The organism is Kribbella sp. NPDC051770 (assembly GCF_040681455.1).
In the GTDB taxonomy this organism is placed as follows: domain Bacteria; phylum Actinomycetota; class Actinomycetes; order Propionibacteriales; family Kribbellaceae; genus Kribbella.
Genome location: NZ_JBFAYT010000001.1, coordinates 802,871 through 821,224 on the forward strand (window position 1 = coordinate 802,871; position 18,354 = coordinate 821,224).

Genomic DNA, 18,354 nt, shown 5'->3' on the forward strand with positions numbered 1-18,354 from the left:
CTGGTCGATGTCCTTGGCCTGTCGTCAGGCGGTACCGGAGCAGGCTGTGCCAGGCGGCGACGACGCGCTTGTGCGCCGGTTGGACCGGGGCGACGCCGGGGAGCGCGCTGGCTGTGCCGCAACAGCCGGTCGGTTCGGGGGTGCCGCGGGCTTGGAACTCTTCAGCCGACGCGACGTGAGCGCGCACTCCAGCGCGGGCGTGCGCGCGAAACCAGCGTGAGCGTGAGCGCGGAGCCAGCGTGGGCGTGGAACCAGCGCGGCGTGCGCGCGGAACCAGCGCGGACGTAGGCGTGAAGTCAGCGCGGGCGTGGAGAGCCAGTGCGGGTGTTGGGTTGCAGCCAGCGCGGGTGGGGAGTTGGCTGCAGGGGGTGGACGGGTGGGGCTCGGACCGGGGTCAGGCGTGGTCGGAGGTGCCCGTCGTGGCCATGCCTGCGGCCTTCAGGTCGGTGCGGAGCTCGCGGGGGAGAGAGAACACCAGGCTCTCCTCGGCGGTGGTGACCTCCTGGACCTCGGCGTAGCCGCGGGCGGCGAGCCAGTCGATGACGTCTCGGACGAGGATTTCGGGGACGCTGGCGCCGCTGGTGACGCCGACGGAGCCGACGCCTTCGAGCCAGGTTTCGTCGATCTCGTCGGCGTAGTCGACCAGGTAGCCGGCTTTGGCGCCGTGCTCGACGGCGACCTCGACGAGGCGGACGGAGTTGGAGGAGTTGCGGGAGCCTACGACGATCATCAGGTCGGCGTCGGGGGCGAGCTTCTTGACTGCGGCCTGGCGGTTCTGGGTGGCGTAGCAGATGTCGTCGCTGGGCGGGTCCTGGAGGCTCGGGAAGCGTTCGCGGAGGCGGCGGACGGTTTCCATGGTCTCGTCGACCGAGAGGGTGGTCTGGGAGAGCCAGACGACCTTCTCGGGGTCGCGGACCTCGACGTTCGGGACGTCGCCGGGGCCGTCGACGAGGTGGATGTGCTCGGGGGCCTCGCCGCTGGTGCCGATGACCTCCTCGTGGCCTTCGTGGCCGATCAGGAGGATGTCGTAGTCGGTCGCGGCGAAGCGCTTCGCCTCGTGGTGGACCTTGGTGACCAGCGGGCAGGTCGCGTCGATCGTCTTGAGCTGCCGGGCGGCCGCTTCCTGGTGCACCACGGGGGCGACACCGTGCGCGGAGAAGATCACCGTCTCGCCCTCGGGGACCTCGTCGGTCTCGTCGACGAAGATCGCGCCGCGCGCCTGCAGGGTCTGCACGACGTGCTTGTTGTGCACGATCTCCTTGCGCACGTAGACCGGCGGACCGTACAGGTCGAGCGCCTTCTCGACCGCGACCACCGCCCGGTCCACGCCCGCGCAGTACCCCCGCGGCGCGGCGAGCAGCACCCGCTTGGTCTTCACGGCTGTCGAACCACTGGTCTCAGGCTGGGCAGTCACGTCCCCCATCGTACGGGGCGCGGTCGGGCCACCCCGACGGCCGTGGCGCAGCTCACCCCGGGCCGGTGAAGTCGGGGAGCCGCCCGCCCTGTCCGGGCGGCTCCCCCTAGGAGGTGCTTCACTCCCCAGAGGATGCGCGCCGGAAAATCGTTTGCGCAAAGGTATTTTCACTCCTTCCGGTAGGTCAGCACGGCCACGCCGCTTTCGTAGACATGGTGCCCGGCCAGGCGCAGTTTCCGGACCGCGAATTCGTCGCTGTGGAAAAGCTTGACCCCGGCACCGATCACGACCGGGTTCACCTTCACCACCAGGCGGTCGATCTCCGGCCACAGCGTCGCGGCGAGCCGCCCGCCGCCGCACAGCCAGATGCCCAGACCGCTTTCCTGCTTGAGCTCCCGCACTTTTTCGACCGGGTCCGTGCTGACGAAGGAGACCGGCGGCGCGTCGTACGGCGTACTGGAGAAGACGTAGCTGCGCAGCCGCGGGTACGGGTCGGGATTGCCCAGGTCGCGACCGAGCTCCCAGGTCCGGCGGCCCATCAGAACGGTGTCGAAGACCCTGTTCTCCGCGTCGATCCCGAGCATTTCGCGCACGACGCCGGGGACGGTTTCCGGGTACGCCGTGAGCAGCGGCTGCGAGTGGTCGCCGCTGGACAGGAAGAAGCCGCCGGGGCTCACGTCGGTCGGGTCGCCGCCGGACGGGTCCGCGACGAAGCCGTCCAGGGACGACGCCACGAAGTAGGTCAGTTCTCGCATGGTGATCTCCTAACCACTCTGGGCGTAGTACTCTAGGCATAGTGGTTCGAAGGAGACAACTCTGATGCGTAGCAATCCGGAGCGCCGGACGGCGCTCGTCGACGCCGCGATCGAGGTGCTGGCCGGCGAGGGAGCGCGCGGGCTGACGTTTCGTGCGGTGGACGTCGCCGCGGGCGTGCCGAACGGGACGGCGTCCAACTACTTCGCCAACCGCGACGACCTGCTGACGCAGGCGGGGCTGCGGATCCACGATCGACTCGGGCCCGATCCGAAGGATCTCGATCAGCCTCCGTCGGAGGAGTTTCTGACGGCGTTGCTGCGGTTGCTGCGGGAGCGGCTGACGGCTGATCGGACTGGGTACCTGGCGCTGCTGGAGCTGCGGCTGGAGGCGACGCGTCGGCCTGCTCTGCAGGAGGCGCTCACCAGGCGGGTCCGCGCGAATCTGGAGGAGAACATCGCGCTGCACGATGCGCATGGGCTTCCGGGCGATCCGATGGTGCTGTACGTCGCGATCGGTGGGTTGATGCTGGAGCAGCTCACGCTGCCGGGGGTGCTGCCGGAGGACGCGTTGGAGCAGGTCGTTCGGGGGTTACTCAGCCCAGGCGCGTAGTACAGCGAAGTCCTCGGCCGCCAGACCCCGGCTGGCGTCGATAGGTAGTACCAACCCCTGAGACTTCAGGTAGGCCTGATCGAAGCTGTTCACCTCGTCATCCACCCACGCGAATCGCCGCTCTCCGACCCATTCGGAGATGTGACGGCTCTTCCACGAGATCTGGTCGACACGCGAGCGGATGCCTTCAGGCCACACGATCACCGGCAGCTCGGGCAGCCCTAGCAGCGGTGCGATCAAACGGTTCGCGCCGTGTTCCCACGACGTCGCCCAGACCAGCTCGTACGACGTACCGAGCGCGTTCAGCTCGGTGCCGTGTTGCTGATTGAGCAGGAGCTTCCACGTCTTCTCGCCTTCCTGGATGTCGTGGAAGGCATACCCCGGGGGCACCGACTTCGCGCGGTACGGGTTCAGCGGGCCGTCGACATCGAGCAGCAGATAAGGGCGCGCGGGCATCAACCAACCGTACGGCGCAGCCGCCTGTGGACGGGGTGCGTGGGATTGTCGGCGCCGGGTCGTAGGGTCTGGGGGTGGCTTTGGACACCTCGCCGGACGCGCCGGCTGCTGTGCGGACGATCGCGAACGGGATCGCCAGCTGGATCAACCAGCTCGGCGCCGTTTGGGTCGAGGGGCAGCTGACGGACGTCTCGATCGGGCGCGGGACGACCACCGTGTTCGGGACGTTGCGCGACACCGATGCCGACATCTCGTTGCGTTTCACCTGTAACCGCAGGGTTTTCGAGGCCGTCGACCCGCCGGTCAGCGACGGTGCGCGGGTCGTCGTGAACGCCAAGCCGAACTTCTTCGCTCGCCGCGGCACGCTCGCGCTGGCGGTGAGCGAGATCCGGCACGTCGGGATCGGTGAGCTGCTGGCCCGGATCGAGCGCCTGAAGCAACTGCTCGGCGCGGAGGGGCTGTTCGCCGCGCACCGCAAGAAACGGTTGCCGTTCCTGCCGCACACGATCGGGCTGATCTGCGGGCGCGACTCGGCCGCCGAACGGGACGTGCTGGAGAACGCGAAGCGGCGTTGGCCCGCGGTCGCGTTCCGGATCGAGCACGCGTCGGTGCAGGGTCCGAGCGCGGCCGGCGAGGTGATGACCGCGCTGCGCAAGCTGGACGCGGACGAGTCGGTCGAGGTGATCGTGATCGCGCGCGGTGGCGGTTCGCTGGAGGACCTGCTGCCGTTCTCCGACGAGGGGCTGATCCGCGCGGTGTCGCAGGCGAAGACGCCGGTGGTCAGCGCGATCGGCCACGAGCCGGACTCGCCGCTGCTCGACCTGGTCGCCGATCTGCGCGCGTCGACGCCGACCGACGCGGCGAAGCGGATCGTTCCCGACGTACGGGAGGAGCTGGACGGCGTACGGATGCTGCGCGATCGCGGGCTGCGTGCGATCACCAGCTGGCTGGATCGGGAGGCGCATGCGCTGGCGTCTCTTCGCAGTCGGCCGGCGCTCGCTTCGCCCGCGACGGATCTCGAGCGGCGCTCGGAGGAGATCACGATGCTGGTCGAGCGCAACCGGCGTACGCTGCTGCACCGGCTCGACCGGGCCAGCGACGATCTTGCGCACCGGCTGGCGAGTGTGCGCGCCCTGTCCCCCAAGGCGACTTTGGAGCGTGGGTACTCCGTGCTCCAGCTCGCCGACGGCACCGCCGTTCGCCAGCTCGACCAGGTCACCGCGGGCGACACCCTGCACGCCCGCGTCACCGACGGCCGATTCGACGTCGAAGTCACCAGCAAGGAGACCAGCAAGTGAGCGACACCCGACCGGACATCTCCTACGAGCAGGCCCGCGAGGAACTGGTCGAGGTGGTCCGCAAGCTCGAAGCCGGCGGTACAACGCTCGAGGAGTCGCTGGCGCTCTGGGAGCGGGGCGAGGAGCTCGCCACGACGTGCCACCAGTGGCTGGAGGGCGCGCGGACGCGGTTGGCGGAGGCTCAGGCCGCTCACACGGGCGACGACGCGAAGAAGAAGTCTGATTGAGGGTTCGGGCTGCGCTCGACGGTGATCTGCTGGGCGCTGCCGAGGCCCGGATCGCCAGCTGGCGTGGGGCCTTCACGGGATTGGTGCCGCAAAAGTTTCTCGACGCGATGGACGCGGAGGCGATCGCGGCGGCCTGGCGAGAGAGTGTGGCGGCGGGGCGTTCGCGCTTGTACGTCGCGGAGACCGGCGGCGAGGATGGCCGGCGGATCGTCGGGTATGCGGGCGTCGGGCCCGAGCGTGACGGCTCCCAGGCCGGCGAGCTGTACGCGCTCTTCGTGCACCCGGACGCCTGGGGAACCGGTGTCGCCACGGCGCTGGCCGACGCGGCGGTCGACGATCTGCGCGCCGGCGGGTACGAGCGGGTGAATCTGTGGGTGCTCGAAGCCAACGGGCGGGCTCGGGCGTTCTACCGGCGGTACGGGTTCACCGAGACCACCGATCGCACGCACTCCTCGCTCAACAACCTGCCTGAGCTGCGGCTCACGAAGGGGCTAGCAACAAGCTGATCAGAGACGCCAGGCCTGACCGCAGGCGGTCGAGCTCGAAGCCTTCTGAGCGCAGCGCCTGGTGGAGGTCCGCGGCGAGTGGTGCCAGTACGGCGTGAGCGACGTACGCCGCGTCGAGATCGGGCCGCGCCTCCTCGACGAGCAGCGTGATGTGGCGGTGCCACAGCCAGTACGAGCCGATGCGGTAGCGGGCGCCGTCCGAGGCGTTCTCGCTGTCGATGAACAGCTCGACGTGGCGGTCGAGCAGCTCCAGGTAGGCGTCGGCGAAGGCGCGGATGCGGTCGACCGGCGGAGCGCCGGGGCCGAGTGGCGGCGGGCCGGAGAGGATGCGCGCCTGCAGCTCGCGCTCGCGTTCGTCCAGCAGGGCGACCGCGAGTCCGGCTCGGTCGCCGAAGCGGCGGAAGACCGTGCCCTTGCCGACGCCTGCTTCGGCGGCGATCGCGTCGAGCGAGACGTTCTTGACGCCGTGCCCGGCGAACAGCCGGTCGGCGGCCTCGAGGACCTTCAGCCGGTTCCGGCGGGCGTCAGCACGCTCCGGGCGGGCTTCGCCCACGACAGGCAGCGACCGGTCGCGCGCTTCGCTCGGCGATCGGCCCAGCGCCTCGCGCGACGACGGGTCCCCCGCCCCGGCCGTCCCCTGCGGGCGTTGTGAAACGGACTGCGGTCCGGTACTGTCGTTCATAAGCCGGACTGTAGTCCGATTAGCCCTCCGGAGGTAGTCACCATGCCCACCACCCCTGCCCGAATCGCCGTCGCGTACCACTCCGGCTTCGGACACACCGCCCGCCAGGCCGAGGCCGTCGCGGCCGGCGCCGCCGCCGTACCGGGTGCGGTCGCGGAGCTCGTCCCGCTCGACGAGCTCACCGACGAGCTCTGGGCGCGGCTCACGGCCGCGGACGCGATCATCTTCGGCGCGCCCACCTACATGGGCAGTCCGAGCGCCGTCTTCAAGGCGTTCGCCGAGGCCAGCGCCGACGTCTGGGCCGACAACCTCGGCTGGCGCGACAAGATCGCCGCCGGGTTCACCAACTCCAAGGCGATGTCCGGCGACAAGCTCAACAGCCTGGTCGACTTCGCCGTGCTGGCCGCGCAGCACGGCATGATCTGGGTCGGTCTCGACGTCTACCCGGGCTGGTCGAAGTCGACCGCCAGCATCGAGGACCTGAACCGCCTCGGCAGCTGGCTCGGCGCGATGGCCCAGTCCGACTCGGACCTGTCGGCCGAGAAGGCGCCGCCGGAGACCGACCTGCGGACCGCCGCCGCGCTCGGCAGCCGGGTCGCGACCGTCACCCTGCGCCACCTGCGCGGCTCGCTGGCGGCGTGATGGCCTGGATCATCCTGCTGGCCGCCGCCGTGTTCGAGATCGCGTTCGCGCTCAGCCTCAAACCCAGCGAGGGCTTCAGCCGCCTCTGGCCGACGGTCGCGGTGCTCGCCTTCGGCATCACGTCGGTGGTGCTGCTCGCGAAGACCCTGGACCGGCTGCCGGTCGGTACGGCGTACGCCGTGTGGACGGGGATCGGATCGGCCGGCGTGGTGATCCTCGGCATCGTGCTCTTCCACGAGCCGCTCACGCCGACCCGGCTGGCGTGCATCGCGCTGATCCTGGTCGGCGTACTGGGACTGCGGCTGTCGGGGAGCCACTGACCAACGGTCAGTTGTTCGTGCGGGTGTGGCTCGGGCGGCGCGAGCGAGTCGTGAGGCGCGGCGGCGGGACGACCGGGTCGGGCGTGTAGTGGCCGACCAGGGTCTGGTAGTCGTCCCAGGTGTCGACGGTCAGCGGAACGTTGCCGATGGCATCTACATCGGTGACCGGGTGCGGGCCGGACTCGATCAAGGGCCAGAGGTCCTGGTCGCTGCGCAGGGAGCGGAGCGAGCCGAAGGTCTCGCGGCCGAACCAGCACGGGTAGCCGCGGCCGTCGTCGTACCGGGTGACGCCGATCGGGGTGGCGGCCTCGGCGACCAGGGACCAGACGGCGGCCGAGGTGACGTCGGGCTGGTCACCGCGGAGCACGACCAGGCCGTCGGTACGGCGGTCGACCGCGTCGAGCGCGGGCACGATGGACGAGCTTCCGGTGTCGGCGTGAGGAGTGTCGACAACGCGGACGCCGTCCAGGTCGATCCGGTCACGGATCTGGCCGGCCGCCGTACCGAGGGTCAGCACCAGCTGGTCGAAACCGCACTCCCGCGCGGTGTCGAGGGAGGCACCGAGCAGGGTCTCACCGCGGTAGGCCAGCAGCTGCCGGGGAACACCGAGCTGCGGTGATCCTTCGGCAGCGAGCACGAGTCCGGTGACGAACATGGCGCATCAACCCCCGACCTGGACCGTGAGGTTCACACCAGGCTCCTTCGCCGTCTCCCGATCCTCGATCGAACCGCGAACGCGAACAACCTGTCAACAGCTGCACAAGTTCAAGCCTGCAAGGGGAAACGGGACGGCGTCAGCGCAGTGTTGCAGCAAACGTTTCAAGGGCAGGGTATCCGGCGTTGCCGACGACGATCGTGGTGACGCCGGAGCCGACCAGCACCAGCGCGTGCTCGTCCTTGCGCTCCAGCAGCGTCTTGCGCTGCCAGACCACGCCGCCGACCGTCGACGTCCCGTCGTCCTCGGTCTTGCCGAGCTCCTCGTTCTGGTACCGGGGTGCGGTCTGGTTCGACTGCTCGAGGCCGACGTACTTCTTCTCGTTGGTGACGGTGCCGAGGTGCCAGGTGATCGGGCTCTGCTCCGGCGCGCGGAACTCGACGTTCGTCGCCGTCCAGCCCTCGGGCATCGGCTCCGGGCCGCGGATCCAGGCGGCCGTGGCGCGGGCGTCGGCCAACTGCTCGGTGTAGGGAACCGCGCGGACCTTCTCCTCCTTCGGGCGCCAGGTCACGGTCATCAGGAACGCGACGACGACGAAGGTGGCGAGGAGTGCCCAGAACATGTTCGTGAGGGTGCGGGCCTTCGCGCGGTTGGCGCGGTCCTGGGTGCGGAACTCGATCGCCTCGGCCCGGGCCCGGGCCTTCTCCCGGTCGGCTGCCGACAGCGGAGCCGAGCCAGCGTCCGTCGTACGCCGGTCTGCCGCGTCCGCAGCGGCCTCGTTCGGCTGCTGGGAAGCGTTCTCCTCGGCGGTGACGTCGGGGGGCGTCGGCTCGTGACCTGTCGGGCTCATGGCACCAGTGTCTCGCGCGGCCGATCTCGCTCGTTCACCCCCGTCGGGCGTTGGCTACGATCCGTGGCATGAGCGACCCCAGCACACCACCCGCCCATCTCGAGGTCGACGAGCACGCACCCGACCGGAACCTGGCCCTGGAGCTGGTCCGCGTCACCGAGGCCGCCGCGATGGCGGCCGGCCGCTGGGTCGGCCGCGGCGACAAGAACGGCGCCGACGGTGCCGCGGTGAACGCGATGCGCACGCTGATCGGCACCGTCGGGATGAACGGCGTCGTGGTGATCGGCGAGGGCGAGAAGGACAACGCCCCGATGCTCTACAACGGCGAGCGGGTCGGCGCCGGCGACGGGCCCGAGTGCGACGTCGCGGTCGACCCGGTGGACGGGACGACGCTGGTCGCCAAGGGGATGGCCAACGGGATCGCCGTGATGGCGGTCTCACCGCGCAACACGATGTACGACCCGTCCGCGGTGTTCTACATGGAGAAGCTGGTGGTCGGCCCGGAGGCCGCCGACCACGTCGACATCCGGCTCCCGGTCGCGGAGAACATCCGCCGGGTCGCCAAGGCGAAGGGCTCCAGCGTCGACGACGTCACCGTCGTACTGCTCGATCGCCCGCGGCACGACGCGCTGGCCGCGGAGATCCGCGCCACCGGCGCCCGGATCAAGTTCATCAGCGACGGTGACGTCGCGGGCGCGGTCGAGGCCGCGCGGCCGGACACCGGGCTCGACATGCTGGTCGGCATCGGCGGTACGCCGGAAGGCATCATCGCGGCCTGCGCGATGAAGTGCCTCGGCGGGCTGATCCAGGGCCGGCTCTGGCCGCGCGACGACGCCGAGCGGCAGAAGGCGCTCGACGCCGGGCACGATCTCGACCGGGTGCTCAGCACCGACGACCTGGTCGGCGGCGACGACTGCTTCTTCGTGGCCACCGGCATCACCGACGGCGAGCTGCTCCGCGGCGTCCGGTACGGCGGCTCGACCGCCCGCACGCACTCGCTGGTGATGCGCTCGCGCAGCGGCACGATCCGCAGCATCGAGAGCGTGCACCAGCTCGAAAAACTGCGTGCGTACTCGGCGATCGACTTCGAGCACGCAAGATGACGGCACCTGTCCTCGTCATCGGCGAGACACTCGTGGACATCGTCGGGAACGGGAAGAAGAACGGCGCCAAGAACGGGACCAAGGCGACGCCGGGTGGTTCGCCGGCGAACGTCGCGGTCGGGCTGGCGCGGCTCGGGGTTTCGACCGAGCTGGTGACGCGGTTCGGGACGGACCCGTACGGCGACCAGCTGGGCGCGCACCTGTTCGGGAACGGCGTGCAGCTCGCGCCGGGGTCGGTCGACCCGGGTTTCAGGACCAGTACGGCGACCGCGACGCTGGACGCCGCGGGCGTCGCGAAGTACCAGTTCGACATCAGCTGGGAGCCGCCGGCGCTCAAGCTCAACCGGGGCTGCCCGGCCGTGCACACCGGCTCGATCGCGACCGTGCTGGAGCCGGGCGCGGACGCGATCCGGTCGTTCCTCACCGGGCTCGCGGACAAGCCGGTGACGGTGACGCTCGACCCGAACGCGCGGCCGACGATCACGCCGGACCCGGAGAGCACCTGGGCCGCCGTACGGACGCTGGCCGGGCTGTCTGACCTGGTGAAGCTCAGCGACGAGGACTGCGAGTTCCTGCGGCCCGGGTCGACACCGGACGAGATAGCGGCTGAGCTGCTGTCGGTGGACCGCACCAAGTGCGTGGTGATCACGCGGGGCGGCGACGGCGCGATCGGTGTGACCAGGTTCGGCCGGGTCGAGGTGGCGGCGCCGGAGATCGAGGTGGTCGACACTGTCGGCGCTGGAGACTCCTTCATGTCAGCACTCATCGCTGGGCTGCAGGCGCGCGGTCTGCTCGGTGAGAGCCGGCTGGAAGGGCTGGACGAGGAGGGGCTGCACGCGGTCGTCGACTACGCGGTGAAGGCTGCTGCCATCACCTGCACGCGGCACGGCGCTGACCCGCCCACTGCAGCCGAGCACACGGCGTACTGGAGCTGACATGAGTACGGCGAGCTGGTCGGCGGAGCTGGCAGCGTCCGGGCGGGTGGTGTTCCCGCCCAGGCGCAACCGGCTGCTGGTCCGGCTCGCTCTGTTCGCCCTGCTGATGCTCAGCTCCCTCTGGTCGAACATCGACCACCTGCGCCAGGACGACGTCGCAGGCGCCCTCGGCATCCTTCGGGTGACCGCGCTGCTCGCCTTCGTGTACGGCGTGGGCCTGACTAGCTGGCAGTTGGCGACGCGACGACCCGAGGTGACGGTCGACTCCCGCGGGATCCAGCTCGGGCGGTCGGACCGTGGGCTGCTCCCCTGGCACCAGATCGGCCGGATCAACGACCCGAGCGGCTTCCCGGGGCTGCAGTCGATTCAGATCCACCCGACCGGCAGCCGGTCCGGCTCGCTCGGGATCCCGCAGGACAACGCCGACGACCTCGGCGAACTGGCCGGCTGGCTGCGCACCGTGCACGCGGACAAGCTCACACCCTGAGACCGGTGTCCCGCAGTTTGGGCGCAGGGGTTAACGTCGGGTAAGTGCCGAACGATCAGCTGTCGCCGTCCGTGCTCGACCTGCAGTCCGTGAGTCTGGTCCGGAGCGGGAAATCGCTGCTGCAAGATGTGTCGCTGACCGTCCGCGAGGGTGAGCGCTGGGCGCTGCTCGGCGCGAACGGCGCGGGGAAGAGCACGCTGCTGAAGCTCTGCGGCGCGACGGAGCACCCAACGCGCGGGACCGTGGAGGTGCTCGGGCGGCGGCTCGGGACGGTCGACATCCGCGAACTGCGCGAGCGGATCGGGCACGTGGATCCGCGGCACCCGCTGCGCTCGCCGTTGACGATCGAGCAGGTCGTGCTGACCGGGATCACCGGGACGATCGAGCTGATGCCGCGCTGGGAGCCGACCGCCGGCCAGCGGAAGCGGGTCGCTGAGCTGGTCGAGCTGCTGGGTGTCGCTCAACGCTCGAAGGATCCGTGGACGACGCTGTCGCAGGGCGAACGCGGGCGGGCGCTGATCGCGCGCGCGATGGTCGCGGAGCCGCGGTTGCTGCTGCTCGACGAGCCGTCGACCGGGCTCGACGTCGCGGCGCGGGAGCAGCTGCTCGACACGATCGATCTCGTGCACGCTTCGCAGCCGACGCTGTCGTCGATCCTGGTCACGCACCACCTGGAGGAGCTGCCGTCGTCGACCACGCACGCGGCGCTGCTGCGGGGTGGGCTGGTGCAGGCCGCCGGGCGGGCGGCCGACGTACTGACGTCGGAGCTGGTGTCGGAGTGCTTCGATCACCCGATCGAGATCCATCGCACCGGGGACCGCTGGGCGGCCCACTCGGGGCGGCTCACCGCTGCTCGCTAGTCAGTGCAGCCGAAGGCGCTTGCTGAGTCTCGGCCCGCGCTTGACCTTGATGTCCCCGAGGATCGCGGTGCCGCGGATGTGGAACGTCTTCGGCGGCGTGGTCGGCGCGTCCACGACGCCACCGATTCCGGCCTCCTGCTCGCTGACCGAGCCGAGGATCGGGTTGCTGTCCAGGTGCACGATCGCGTTCTGCGGGACTCGGATCTTCACGTCGGCCAGGATCGACTTCACCTCGATGTACATGACGTCGTGCGCCATCTGCGCCTCGGTGAAGTCGAGCGTCACGTCGCCGAGGACCGCGTTGACCTCCTGACGCTGCGGGACGATCCAGGCGCCGGTCTTCTTCGAGTCCGACAGGAAGACGTTGATCACCGGGACGGTCTCGTTGTTGTACTGCGGGACGTACGACTGGCCGGCGTACTGCGGCGTCGCGCGCTGCTGGTCCCGCGGAGCGACCAGGCCGTTCGGCAGGTCGGTGGTGATCTCGACCAGCTCGCCGTACGTCTTCGCGCCGTACACCGTCTCCAGCCGCTCTTCCAGCTCGGCGTAGCTCAACCGGCCCTCCCCCGCGGACTCGCGGAGCAGCTCGGCGACGTTCTCGCGTTCCAGGTCGGAGACCCGCCGCCGCAGCGCGAGCTCGTCCCCGGTCGGCTGCGCCGGCGCGGGCGCGTCCTGCGGGCGGTCCTGAGATGCTTCGTCCTGAGCCACAGGAAAAGATTACGCGCGCATTGGTTCGCCGGAACAGGAGTTACATCCCTTAGGCAACCCTGACCCCACCCCTGAGGAATGTCGCTCTTAGGCTTGGGGGATCTCAGACCACCTGCCAGGAGGTACGCCCGCGTGTCCGCCGATTTCAGCTACTCCGACCTGCTCCCGCTCGGCCAGGACGACACGGAGTACCGGCTCCTCACCAGCGACGGGGTCAGCACGTTCACGTCGGGTGGGCGGACCTTCCTGCAGGTCGAGCCCGAGGTGCTGCAGCAGCTCACCGCCGAGGCGATGCACGACATCTCGCACTACCTGCGGACCGCGCACCTGAGCCAGCTGCGCCGGATCATCGACGACCCCGAGGCCTCCGGGAACGACCGGTTCGTCGCGCTCGACCTGCTGAAGAACGCGAACATCTCGGCCGGCGGTGTCCTGCCGATGTGCCAGGACACCGGTACCGCGATCGTGATGGGCAAGAAGTCCGAGGGCGTGCTGACCGGCGCGGTCGACGAGGAGTGGATCAGCCGCGGCGTGTACGACGCCTACACCAAGCTCAACCTGCGCTACTCGCAGATGGCGCCGCTGACCATGTGGGACGAGAAGAACACCGGCTCCAACCTGCCCGCGCAGATCGAGCTCTACTCGACGCCGGGGACCGGCGACCCGGCGTACAAGTTCCTGTTCATGGCCAAGGGCGGCGGCTCGGCGAACAAGTCGTTCCTGTTCCAGGAGACCAAGGCGGTGCTCAACCCGGCCGGGATGATGAAGTTCCTGGACGAGAAGATCCGCTCGCTCGGTACGGCGGCCTGCCCGCCCTACCACCTGGCGATCGTAGTCGGCGGTACGTCGGCGGAGTACGCGCTGAAGACCGCGAAGTACGCCTCCGCGCACTACCTCGACGCCCTGCCGACCACCGGCTCACCGCTCGGGCACGGGTTCCGCGACGTCGAACTGGAGGAGGAGGTCTTCAAGCTCACCCAGCAGTTCGGGATCGGCGCGCAGTTCGGCGGCAAGTACTTCTGCCACGACGTCCGCGTGATCCGGCTGCCCCGGCACGGCGCATCCTGCCCGGTCGCGATCGCGGTGTCCTGCTCGGCCGACCGACAGGCGCTGGCCAAGATCACGCCCGAGGGCGTCTTCCTGGAGCAGCTCGAACGCGACCCGGCGCGCTTCCTGCCCGACACCACCGACGCGCACCTCGACGACGCGGCGGACGTCGTACGGATCGATTTGAACCGGCCGATGAGCGAGATCCGCGCCGAGCTGTCGAAGCTGCCAGTGAAGACTCGGCTCTCGCTGAACGGGCCGCTGGTGGTGGCGCGCGACATCGCGCACGCCAAGATCAAGGAGCGCCTGGACGCCGGGGAGCCGATGCCGTCGTACCTGCAGGACCACGCGGTGTACTACGCCGGTCCGGCCAAGACGCCCGAGGGCTACGCGTCGGGATCCTTCGGGCCGACGACCGCTGGGCGGATGGACGCGTACGTCGACCAGTTCCAGGCGGCCGGCGGTTCCTTCGTGATGCTTGCCAAGGGCAACCGCTCGGCGAAGGTGACGGCGGCGTGCAAGGAGCACGGCGGGTTCTACCTGGGGTCGATCGGTGGACCGGCGGCGCGGCTGGCGCAGGACTGCATCAAGTCGGTCGACGTGCTCGAGTACGCCGAGCTCGGGATGGAAGCGGTGTGGAAGATCGAGGTTGAGGACTTCCCGGCGTTCGTGGTGGTCGATGACAAGGGCAACGACTTCTTCACGGAGACGGCGAAGCCGGTCCCGCTGACGGTGCGCCCGCGCAGCTGAGGTGCGGCTCGCTGAACAATCGCCGGAGCGGATGTGCAGGTGAGATGCGGCTTGCTGGGCAATCGGCGGAGCGGACGTCCAGGGTGAATGGGCGGGCGCTGCTGCTGACCGGCGGTGAAGGTGCTGGAAAGACATCGCTCGGGCAGGCGATCGGTGGTCTGTTGACCGTCCGGTCGCTGCCCGTCGCCGTGGTGGATCTCGACGCGCTGGCACAGTTCGGCGGCGGTGCGCCGGTACATGCTGAGCTGCGGCGACGAAACCTTGCGTCGATGTGGGCGAACTTTCTGGATCTCGGTGCCCGGTACGTCGTCGTGTCAGGGGTCGTCGAGACCGCCGCGGAGGTCACGGCATACGGCGAGGCGTTGGTCGGGTGCGACCTGCAGGTCGTACGGGTCGTGACACCGCCGGCGCTGGTCGAGCGGCGGACAGCGGGGATGGTGCGGGGATACGGCTGGGATCCGGCCAACGCGCCGGCGTCGTACGAGCGCGTCCGGCAGGCGGCGCTGGGGGATTTTGCCGTGAGCAACGATCGTTCACTCGACGAGGCCGCCCGGGAGATCGTCGCACAGGCGGGCTGGCTGCGGGATTGATCGGTTGACGGGCCGGTGGATTAATCGGTTGGCGGCCGACGGGACGGCTGCTAGCTTGCTGGTGACCGTTTGGATCGAGGAGGTGAGCCCTGTGAACGCTTCAGCGTGGGTGCTCCCCGCTTCGTCACGGTCGGGCGATTGACGTAGGTCTCGCCGGGAGCGCCAGACAGCATCAGCACTCCCGAAAGGCACCACCTGTGAATCTTCAGTTCACCGCACACACCGCGGCCGACGGCGTACTGACCCGTTCGTTCGCACTCGGCGAGGTCACCGGCGTCCTCTGGTCGCCGGTCGACACGACAGCTCGTACTCCGCTAGTCCTGCTCGGGCACGGCGGCGGCCGGGACAGCAAGGCCGCGCCGATGGTCGGGCGGGCGCACCGCCTGGTCCCCGAAGGGTTCTCGGTGTTCTGCATCGACGCCCCGGGGCACGGCGGCCGGCCGCGGACCGCGGACGACGACCGCGAGATCGCCGCGATGCAGCACGCGATGGCGACCGGCGAACCGGTCGGCCCGATCGTGGTCCGCTACAACCTCGACCTCGCCGACCGGGCACTGCCCGAGTGGCAGGCCGTACTCGACGCGCTCCAGGAGCTGCCGGAGCTCACCGATGTACCGGTCGGCTACTTCGGGCTCAACATGGGCACCGCGATCGGCATCCCGCTGATCGCGGCCGACCCGAGGATCACCGCGGCGGTCCTCGGCATCTTCTGGTACGACGACCAGCTGGCCAAGCTCGCCGCGCAGATCACCGTCCCGCTGGAGTACCTGCTCCAGTGGGACGACCAGCACATCCCGCGTGAGTCGAGCCTGGCGCTGTTCGACGCGTTCGCCTCACCGGACAAGTCACTGCACGCGAACGCAGGCGCCCACAAGGAAGTCCCCCGCTTCGAGTTCGAAAGCGCGGTCCGCTTCCTGATCCGGCACTTGCGCCCGGCGTAGATCCGTGCGCCGGGTGTGCCCTGGTATCCGGCGCAGGCTTGCGCGCCGAGGGCGGCGTACGGCGCACGCCTGGCGACCCCGGGGCGCGCAGCGTCACCTCGTGTGCCGGGGCGTCTCGGCGGCGTCGGGCGTAAGCGTCGCGTACAGCAAGTACCCGGCGCGTACGCCGTCAGCTCGCGCGCCGGGATGTGCTCGCGGATCCGGCGCAAGCTCACCCGCCGGCAACCATGCCCGTGACGTGCAGAGTGCGGTGCATGCCGGGACGCGTCCCCACGGGTGCCCCCGCGTGGTCCGGCGTCGGCTTGCACGCCGGACCACGCCGCCGTACCAGCCGAGCTGACCGGCGGGCCGCGGCGCTCAGCCCAGCAGCTCCTCGGTGATGTGGGCGACCTCGTACCCGGTTGGTGCCTCCGGGAGGCGCCAGCTGGGTGGGGCGGTCCACTCGTGCCAGTTGTCGGAGAAGGGGGCTGTCCAGGCCTCGATGTCCTTGACGGCTGCGTGGGCTGTGCTGGTGATTCGGTCGGCTTCGGTGGGGGTGTAGCGGCCCGCCTCGACGGCGCCCTCCAGTTCGTCCTCGTCTTTCCACTCGATCACTCGGTCGGGGGTGATCCACAGGTCGAGCACGTAGTCCATCGTCGTCGTACGCCGGGCCGCCGGGTCGCGCTGGTGTTCGGCCTCGAGGTTCACGTACCAGCCGCGGAAGGTGCCGTCCTCGTGCCAGAAGTGCCACAGGGACCAGGGTTTGCCGGCCGGGGCGACCTTGAGGATGCCGGTGCCGTGCCAGATGTCGAGCTTGAGGACGCGGGGCTCGGTGAACATGCCGGTGGGGCCGGCGTGCCGCAGCTCTCGGCCGTCGGCCAGGACGGGCTTGATCAACGGCGTGCCCGGTGCCAGCCAGGCGACCAGGCCGTTGGGGTCGTCCTGAACGACCGTCATCGGGCGCACGTTCGGTAGGTGTGGATGCAGTCCGGCGCCCTGGTAGACCCACTCGATCGTCGTACCCGGTGTCCAGTACTGCGATGCCGGGGAGGGCGGGGACGTCTCGGAGGTTGCTGTCACTGCTTGGCCGGGGTGGTCATCGACAGCAGGTCGAGGGCGGCGTCGAGTTGGGCCTCGGTGAGGTCACCGTTGTCGACGTGACCGTTCTCGATCACGACCTCGCGGATCGTCTTGCCCTGCTTGAGGGCGCTCTTCGCGACGGCGGCGGCGTTCTCGTAGCCGATGTAGCGGTTCAGCGGAGTGACGATCGACGGGGAGGACGCGGCCAGGGCGCGGGCGTGGTCGACGTTGGCGGTGATGCCGTCGACGCAGCGGTCGGCGAGCAGGCGGGAGGAGTTGGTCAGCAGCTCGATCGACTCCAGCAGGTTGCGGGCGATCACCGGGAGCATCACGTTCAGCTCGAAGTTGCCGCCGGCACCGGCCACGGTGATGGTGGTGTCGTTGCCGATCACCTGGGCGGCGACCATCAGCGTCGCCTCGCAGATCACCGGGTTCACCTTCCCCGGCATGATGCTGGAGCCGGGCTGCAGGTCGGGGAGCGCGATCTCGCCGAGGCCGGCGCGCGGGCCGGAGCCCATCCAGCGCAGGTCGTTGCAGATCTTGGTCAGGCTGACCGCGATCGTCTTCAGCTGGCCGGACAGCTCGACCAGCGCGTCCCGCGCGCCCTGGGCCTCGAAGTGGTCGGCCGCCTCGCTGAGCTCCAACCCCGTACGCCGGTTGAGCTCGGTGATCACCTTGCCGGCGAAACCAGGCGGCGTGTTGATCCCGGTCCCGACCGCCGTACCACCCAGCGGCAGCTCGGTGACACGCGGCAGCGTCGCGCGGACCCGGTCGGCGCCGCGGCGGATCTGCGCGGCGTACCCGTCGAACTCCTGGCCGAGCGTCACCGGCGTCGCGTCCATCAGGTGCGTCCGCCCGGACTTCACCACCGCGGCGAACTCGACGCCTTTGCGCCCCAGCGACGCAGCCAGGTGATCCAGCGCAGGCAGCAGATCCTGGACGACGCCGGCCGTGGCGGCGACGTGGATCGCCGACGGGAAGGTGTCGTTGCTCGACTGGCTCGCGTTCACATGGTCGTTCGGGTGCACGTCGGCCTCGAGCGCGCGGGTCGCCAGCGTGGCCAGCACCTCGTTGACGTTCATGTTCGTCGACGTACCGGAGCCGGTCTGGAAGACGTCGATCGGGAACTCGGCGTCGAACTCCCCCGCGGCCACCTGGTCGGCGGCCGCGACGATACCCTCGGCCAGCTTCGCGTCCACCACGCCGAGCTCGGCGTTCACCACCGCGGCCGAGGCCTTGATCTGGGCCAGCGCGTGCACGAGCGCCGGCGCCAGCGGCCGGCCGGAGATCGGGAAGTTCTCCACCGCACGCTGGGTCTGCGCCCGCCACAACGCGTCCCGAGGCACCTTGACCTCGCCCATCGTGTCGTGCTCGATCCTGAATTCCACGTTGTCTCCCATACCAAGCAGAGTACGTCGATCCGCCCTGTCGGCCGGAGCTGGTAGAACGTCTGTGGACA

22 protein-coding genes are annotated in these 18,354 nt (G+C 69.8%); 13 read left to right on the plus strand and 9 right to left on the minus strand.

All coding sequences use genetic code 11. From position 1 onward, the window contains the following. Positions 1-394 precede the first annotated feature (394 nt). Together AB0M01_RS03765 and AB0M01_RS03770 are read right to left on the minus strand one after the other, a co-directional pair. Positions 395-1,423 carry a 4-hydroxy-3-methylbut-2-enyl diphosphate reductase gene (locus AB0M01_RS03765; RefSeq protein ID WP_363665324.1) on the minus strand — a complete coding sequence of 343 codons (1,029 nt, stop codon included), beginning with the start codon at positions 1,421-1,423 and terminating at the stop codon, positions 395-397. A gap of 158 nt (positions 1,424-1,581) precedes the next feature. Then, entirely contained in the window at positions 1,582-2,169 is a 588-nt protein-coding gene (locus AB0M01_RS03770; protein ID WP_363665325.1) for a dihydrofolate reductase family protein, read from the minus strand. 64 nt (positions 2,170-2,233) lie between these two features. On the opposite strand from AB0M01_RS03770, the gene AB0M01_RS03775 reads away from it, so the two are divergent. Next, a complete protein-coding gene (locus tag AB0M01_RS03775; protein WP_363665326.1) occupies positions 2,234-2,779 on the plus strand; it encodes a TetR family transcriptional regulator in 546 nt (181 codons plus the stop codon). On the opposite strand, the gene AB0M01_RS03780 is transcribed toward AB0M01_RS03775, so the two are convergent. Then, the gene (locus AB0M01_RS03780) at positions 2,759-3,235 is read right to left on the minus strand and encodes an HAD domain-containing protein (RefSeq protein WP_363665327.1); all 477 of its coding nucleotides are present in this window, start codon (positions 3,233-3,235) and stop codon (positions 2,759-2,761) included. The genes AB0M01_RS03775 and AB0M01_RS03780 overlap by 21 nt on opposite strands. Before the next feature lie 74 nt (positions 3,236-3,309). Between AB0M01_RS03780 and xseA the strand changes: the two genes are divergently transcribed. From xseA to AB0M01_RS03795, 3 genes are read left to right on the plus strand one after another with little or no spacing between them, the layout of a single operon-like run. Further along, entirely contained in the window at positions 3,310-4,533 is a 1,224-nt protein-coding gene (gene xseA, locus AB0M01_RS03785; protein WP_363665328.1) for an exodeoxyribonuclease VII large subunit, read from the plus strand. Next, a complete protein-coding gene (locus AB0M01_RS03790; RefSeq protein WP_363665329.1) occupies positions 4,530-4,760 on the plus strand; it encodes an exodeoxyribonuclease VII small subunit in 231 nt (76 codons plus the stop codon). The genes xseA and AB0M01_RS03790 overlap by 4 nt, the downstream gene beginning before the upstream one ends. Next, positions 4,757-5,266 (plus strand): GNAT family N-acetyltransferase, encoded by a 510-nt coding sequence (locus AB0M01_RS03795; RefSeq protein ID WP_363665330.1) that lies wholly within the window; start codon positions 4,757-4,759, stop codon positions 5,264-5,266. Before AB0M01_RS03790 ends, AB0M01_RS03795 begins: the two co-directional genes overlap by 4 nt. On the opposite strand, the gene AB0M01_RS03800 is transcribed toward AB0M01_RS03795, so the two are convergent. Beyond that, positions 5,241-5,948: a helix-turn-helix domain-containing protein gene (locus AB0M01_RS03800; RefSeq protein ID WP_363665331.1), complete on the minus strand. Its 708-nt coding sequence runs from the start codon at positions 5,946-5,948 to the stop codon at positions 5,241-5,243. The genes AB0M01_RS03795 and AB0M01_RS03800 overlap by 26 nt on opposite strands. 42 nt (positions 5,949-5,990) lie before the next feature. Between AB0M01_RS03800 and AB0M01_RS03805 the strand changes: the two genes are divergently transcribed. Both AB0M01_RS03805 and AB0M01_RS03810 read left to right on the plus strand, forming a co-directional pair. Continuing rightward, positions 5,991-6,590 carry a flavodoxin family protein gene (locus AB0M01_RS03805; protein WP_363665332.1) on the plus strand — a complete coding sequence of 200 codons (600 nt, stop codon included), beginning with the start codon at positions 5,991-5,993 and terminating at the stop codon, positions 6,588-6,590. Next, positions 6,590-6,910: a multidrug efflux SMR transporter gene (locus AB0M01_RS03810; protein ID WP_363665333.1), complete on the plus strand. Its 321-nt coding sequence runs from the start codon at positions 6,590-6,592 to the stop codon at positions 6,908-6,910. Before AB0M01_RS03805 ends, AB0M01_RS03810 begins: the two co-directional genes overlap by 1 nt. Positions 6,911-6,917: 7 nt before the next feature. Here AB0M01_RS03810 and AB0M01_RS03815 read toward each other — a convergent pair whose 3' ends face one another. After that, on the minus strand, positions 6,918-7,565 hold the full coding sequence (locus AB0M01_RS03815) for a nucleotidyltransferase family protein (protein WP_363665334.1): 648 nt from the start codon (positions 7,563-7,565) through the stop codon (positions 6,918-6,920). A gap of 139 nt (positions 7,566-7,704) precedes the next feature. After that, a complete protein-coding gene (locus tag AB0M01_RS03820; protein ID WP_363665335.1) occupies positions 7,705-8,415 on the minus strand; it encodes a DUF4245 domain-containing protein in 711 nt (236 codons plus the stop codon). Positions 8,416-8,483: 68 nt separating this feature from the next. Here AB0M01_RS03820 and glpX point away from each other — a divergent pair, with 68 nt between their 5' ends. From glpX to AB0M01_RS03840, 4 genes are read left to right on the plus strand one after another with little or no spacing between them, the layout of a single operon-like run. Further along, positions 8,484-9,518, plus strand: a complete 1,035-nt coding sequence (gene glpX, locus AB0M01_RS03825; protein ID WP_363665336.1) for a class II fructose-bisphosphatase — start codon at positions 8,484-8,486, stop codon at positions 9,516-9,518. Next, positions 9,515-10,453, plus strand: coding sequence for a carbohydrate kinase (locus tag AB0M01_RS03830; RefSeq protein WP_363665337.1), 939 nt, complete (start codon positions 9,515-9,517; stop codon positions 10,451-10,453). The genes glpX and AB0M01_RS03830 overlap by 4 nt, the downstream gene beginning before the upstream one ends. 1 nt (position 10,454) lies before the next feature. Continuing rightward, entirely contained in the window at positions 10,455-10,940 is a 486-nt protein-coding gene (locus AB0M01_RS03835) for a hypothetical protein (RefSeq protein WP_363665338.1), read from the plus strand. Positions 10,941-10,984: 44 nt separating this feature from the next. Next, entirely contained in the window at positions 10,985-11,800 is an 816-nt protein-coding gene (locus tag AB0M01_RS03840; RefSeq protein WP_363665339.1) for an ATP-binding cassette domain-containing protein, read from the plus strand. Here AB0M01_RS03840 and AB0M01_RS03845 read toward each other — a convergent pair whose 3' ends face one another. Next, positions 11,801-12,508 carry a DUF1707 domain-containing protein gene (locus tag AB0M01_RS03845; protein WP_363665340.1) on the minus strand — a complete coding sequence of 236 codons (708 nt, stop codon included), beginning with the start codon at positions 12,506-12,508 and terminating at the stop codon, positions 11,801-11,803. Positions 12,509-12,586: 78 nt separating this feature from the next. Between AB0M01_RS03845 and AB0M01_RS03850 the strand changes: the two genes are divergently transcribed. The 3 genes from AB0M01_RS03850 (at position 12,587) to AB0M01_RS03860 (ending at position 15,836) form a co-directional block, all read left to right on the plus strand. Then, on the plus strand, positions 12,587-14,305 hold the full coding sequence (locus tag AB0M01_RS03850) for a fumarate hydratase (protein ID WP_363665341.1): 1,719 nt from the start codon (positions 12,587-12,589) through the stop codon (positions 14,303-14,305). Positions 14,306-14,388: 83 nt separating this feature from the next. After that, positions 14,389-14,895, plus strand: coding sequence for a hypothetical protein (locus tag AB0M01_RS03855; RefSeq protein WP_363665342.1), 507 nt, complete (start codon positions 14,389-14,391; stop codon positions 14,893-14,895). Positions 14,896-15,092: 197 nt separating this feature from the next. Beyond that, entirely contained in the window at positions 15,093-15,836 is a 744-nt protein-coding gene (locus tag AB0M01_RS03860; protein WP_363665343.1) for an alpha/beta hydrolase, read from the plus strand. A gap of 357 nt (positions 15,837-16,193) precedes the next feature. Here AB0M01_RS03860 and AB0M01_RS03865 read toward each other — a convergent pair whose 3' ends face one another. Together AB0M01_RS03865 and AB0M01_RS03870 are read right to left on the minus strand one after the other, a co-directional pair. Then, complete coding sequence (locus AB0M01_RS03865; RefSeq protein WP_363665344.1) at positions 16,194-16,772, minus strand: DUF402 domain-containing protein; 579 nt, start codon at positions 16,770-16,772, stop codon at positions 16,194-16,196. Positions 16,773-16,891: 119 nt separating this feature from the next. Further along, entirely contained in the window at positions 16,892-18,295 is a 1,404-nt protein-coding gene (locus AB0M01_RS03870) for a class II fumarate hydratase (RefSeq protein ID WP_363665345.1), read from the minus strand. Positions 18,296-18,354: the final 59 nt, after the last annotated feature.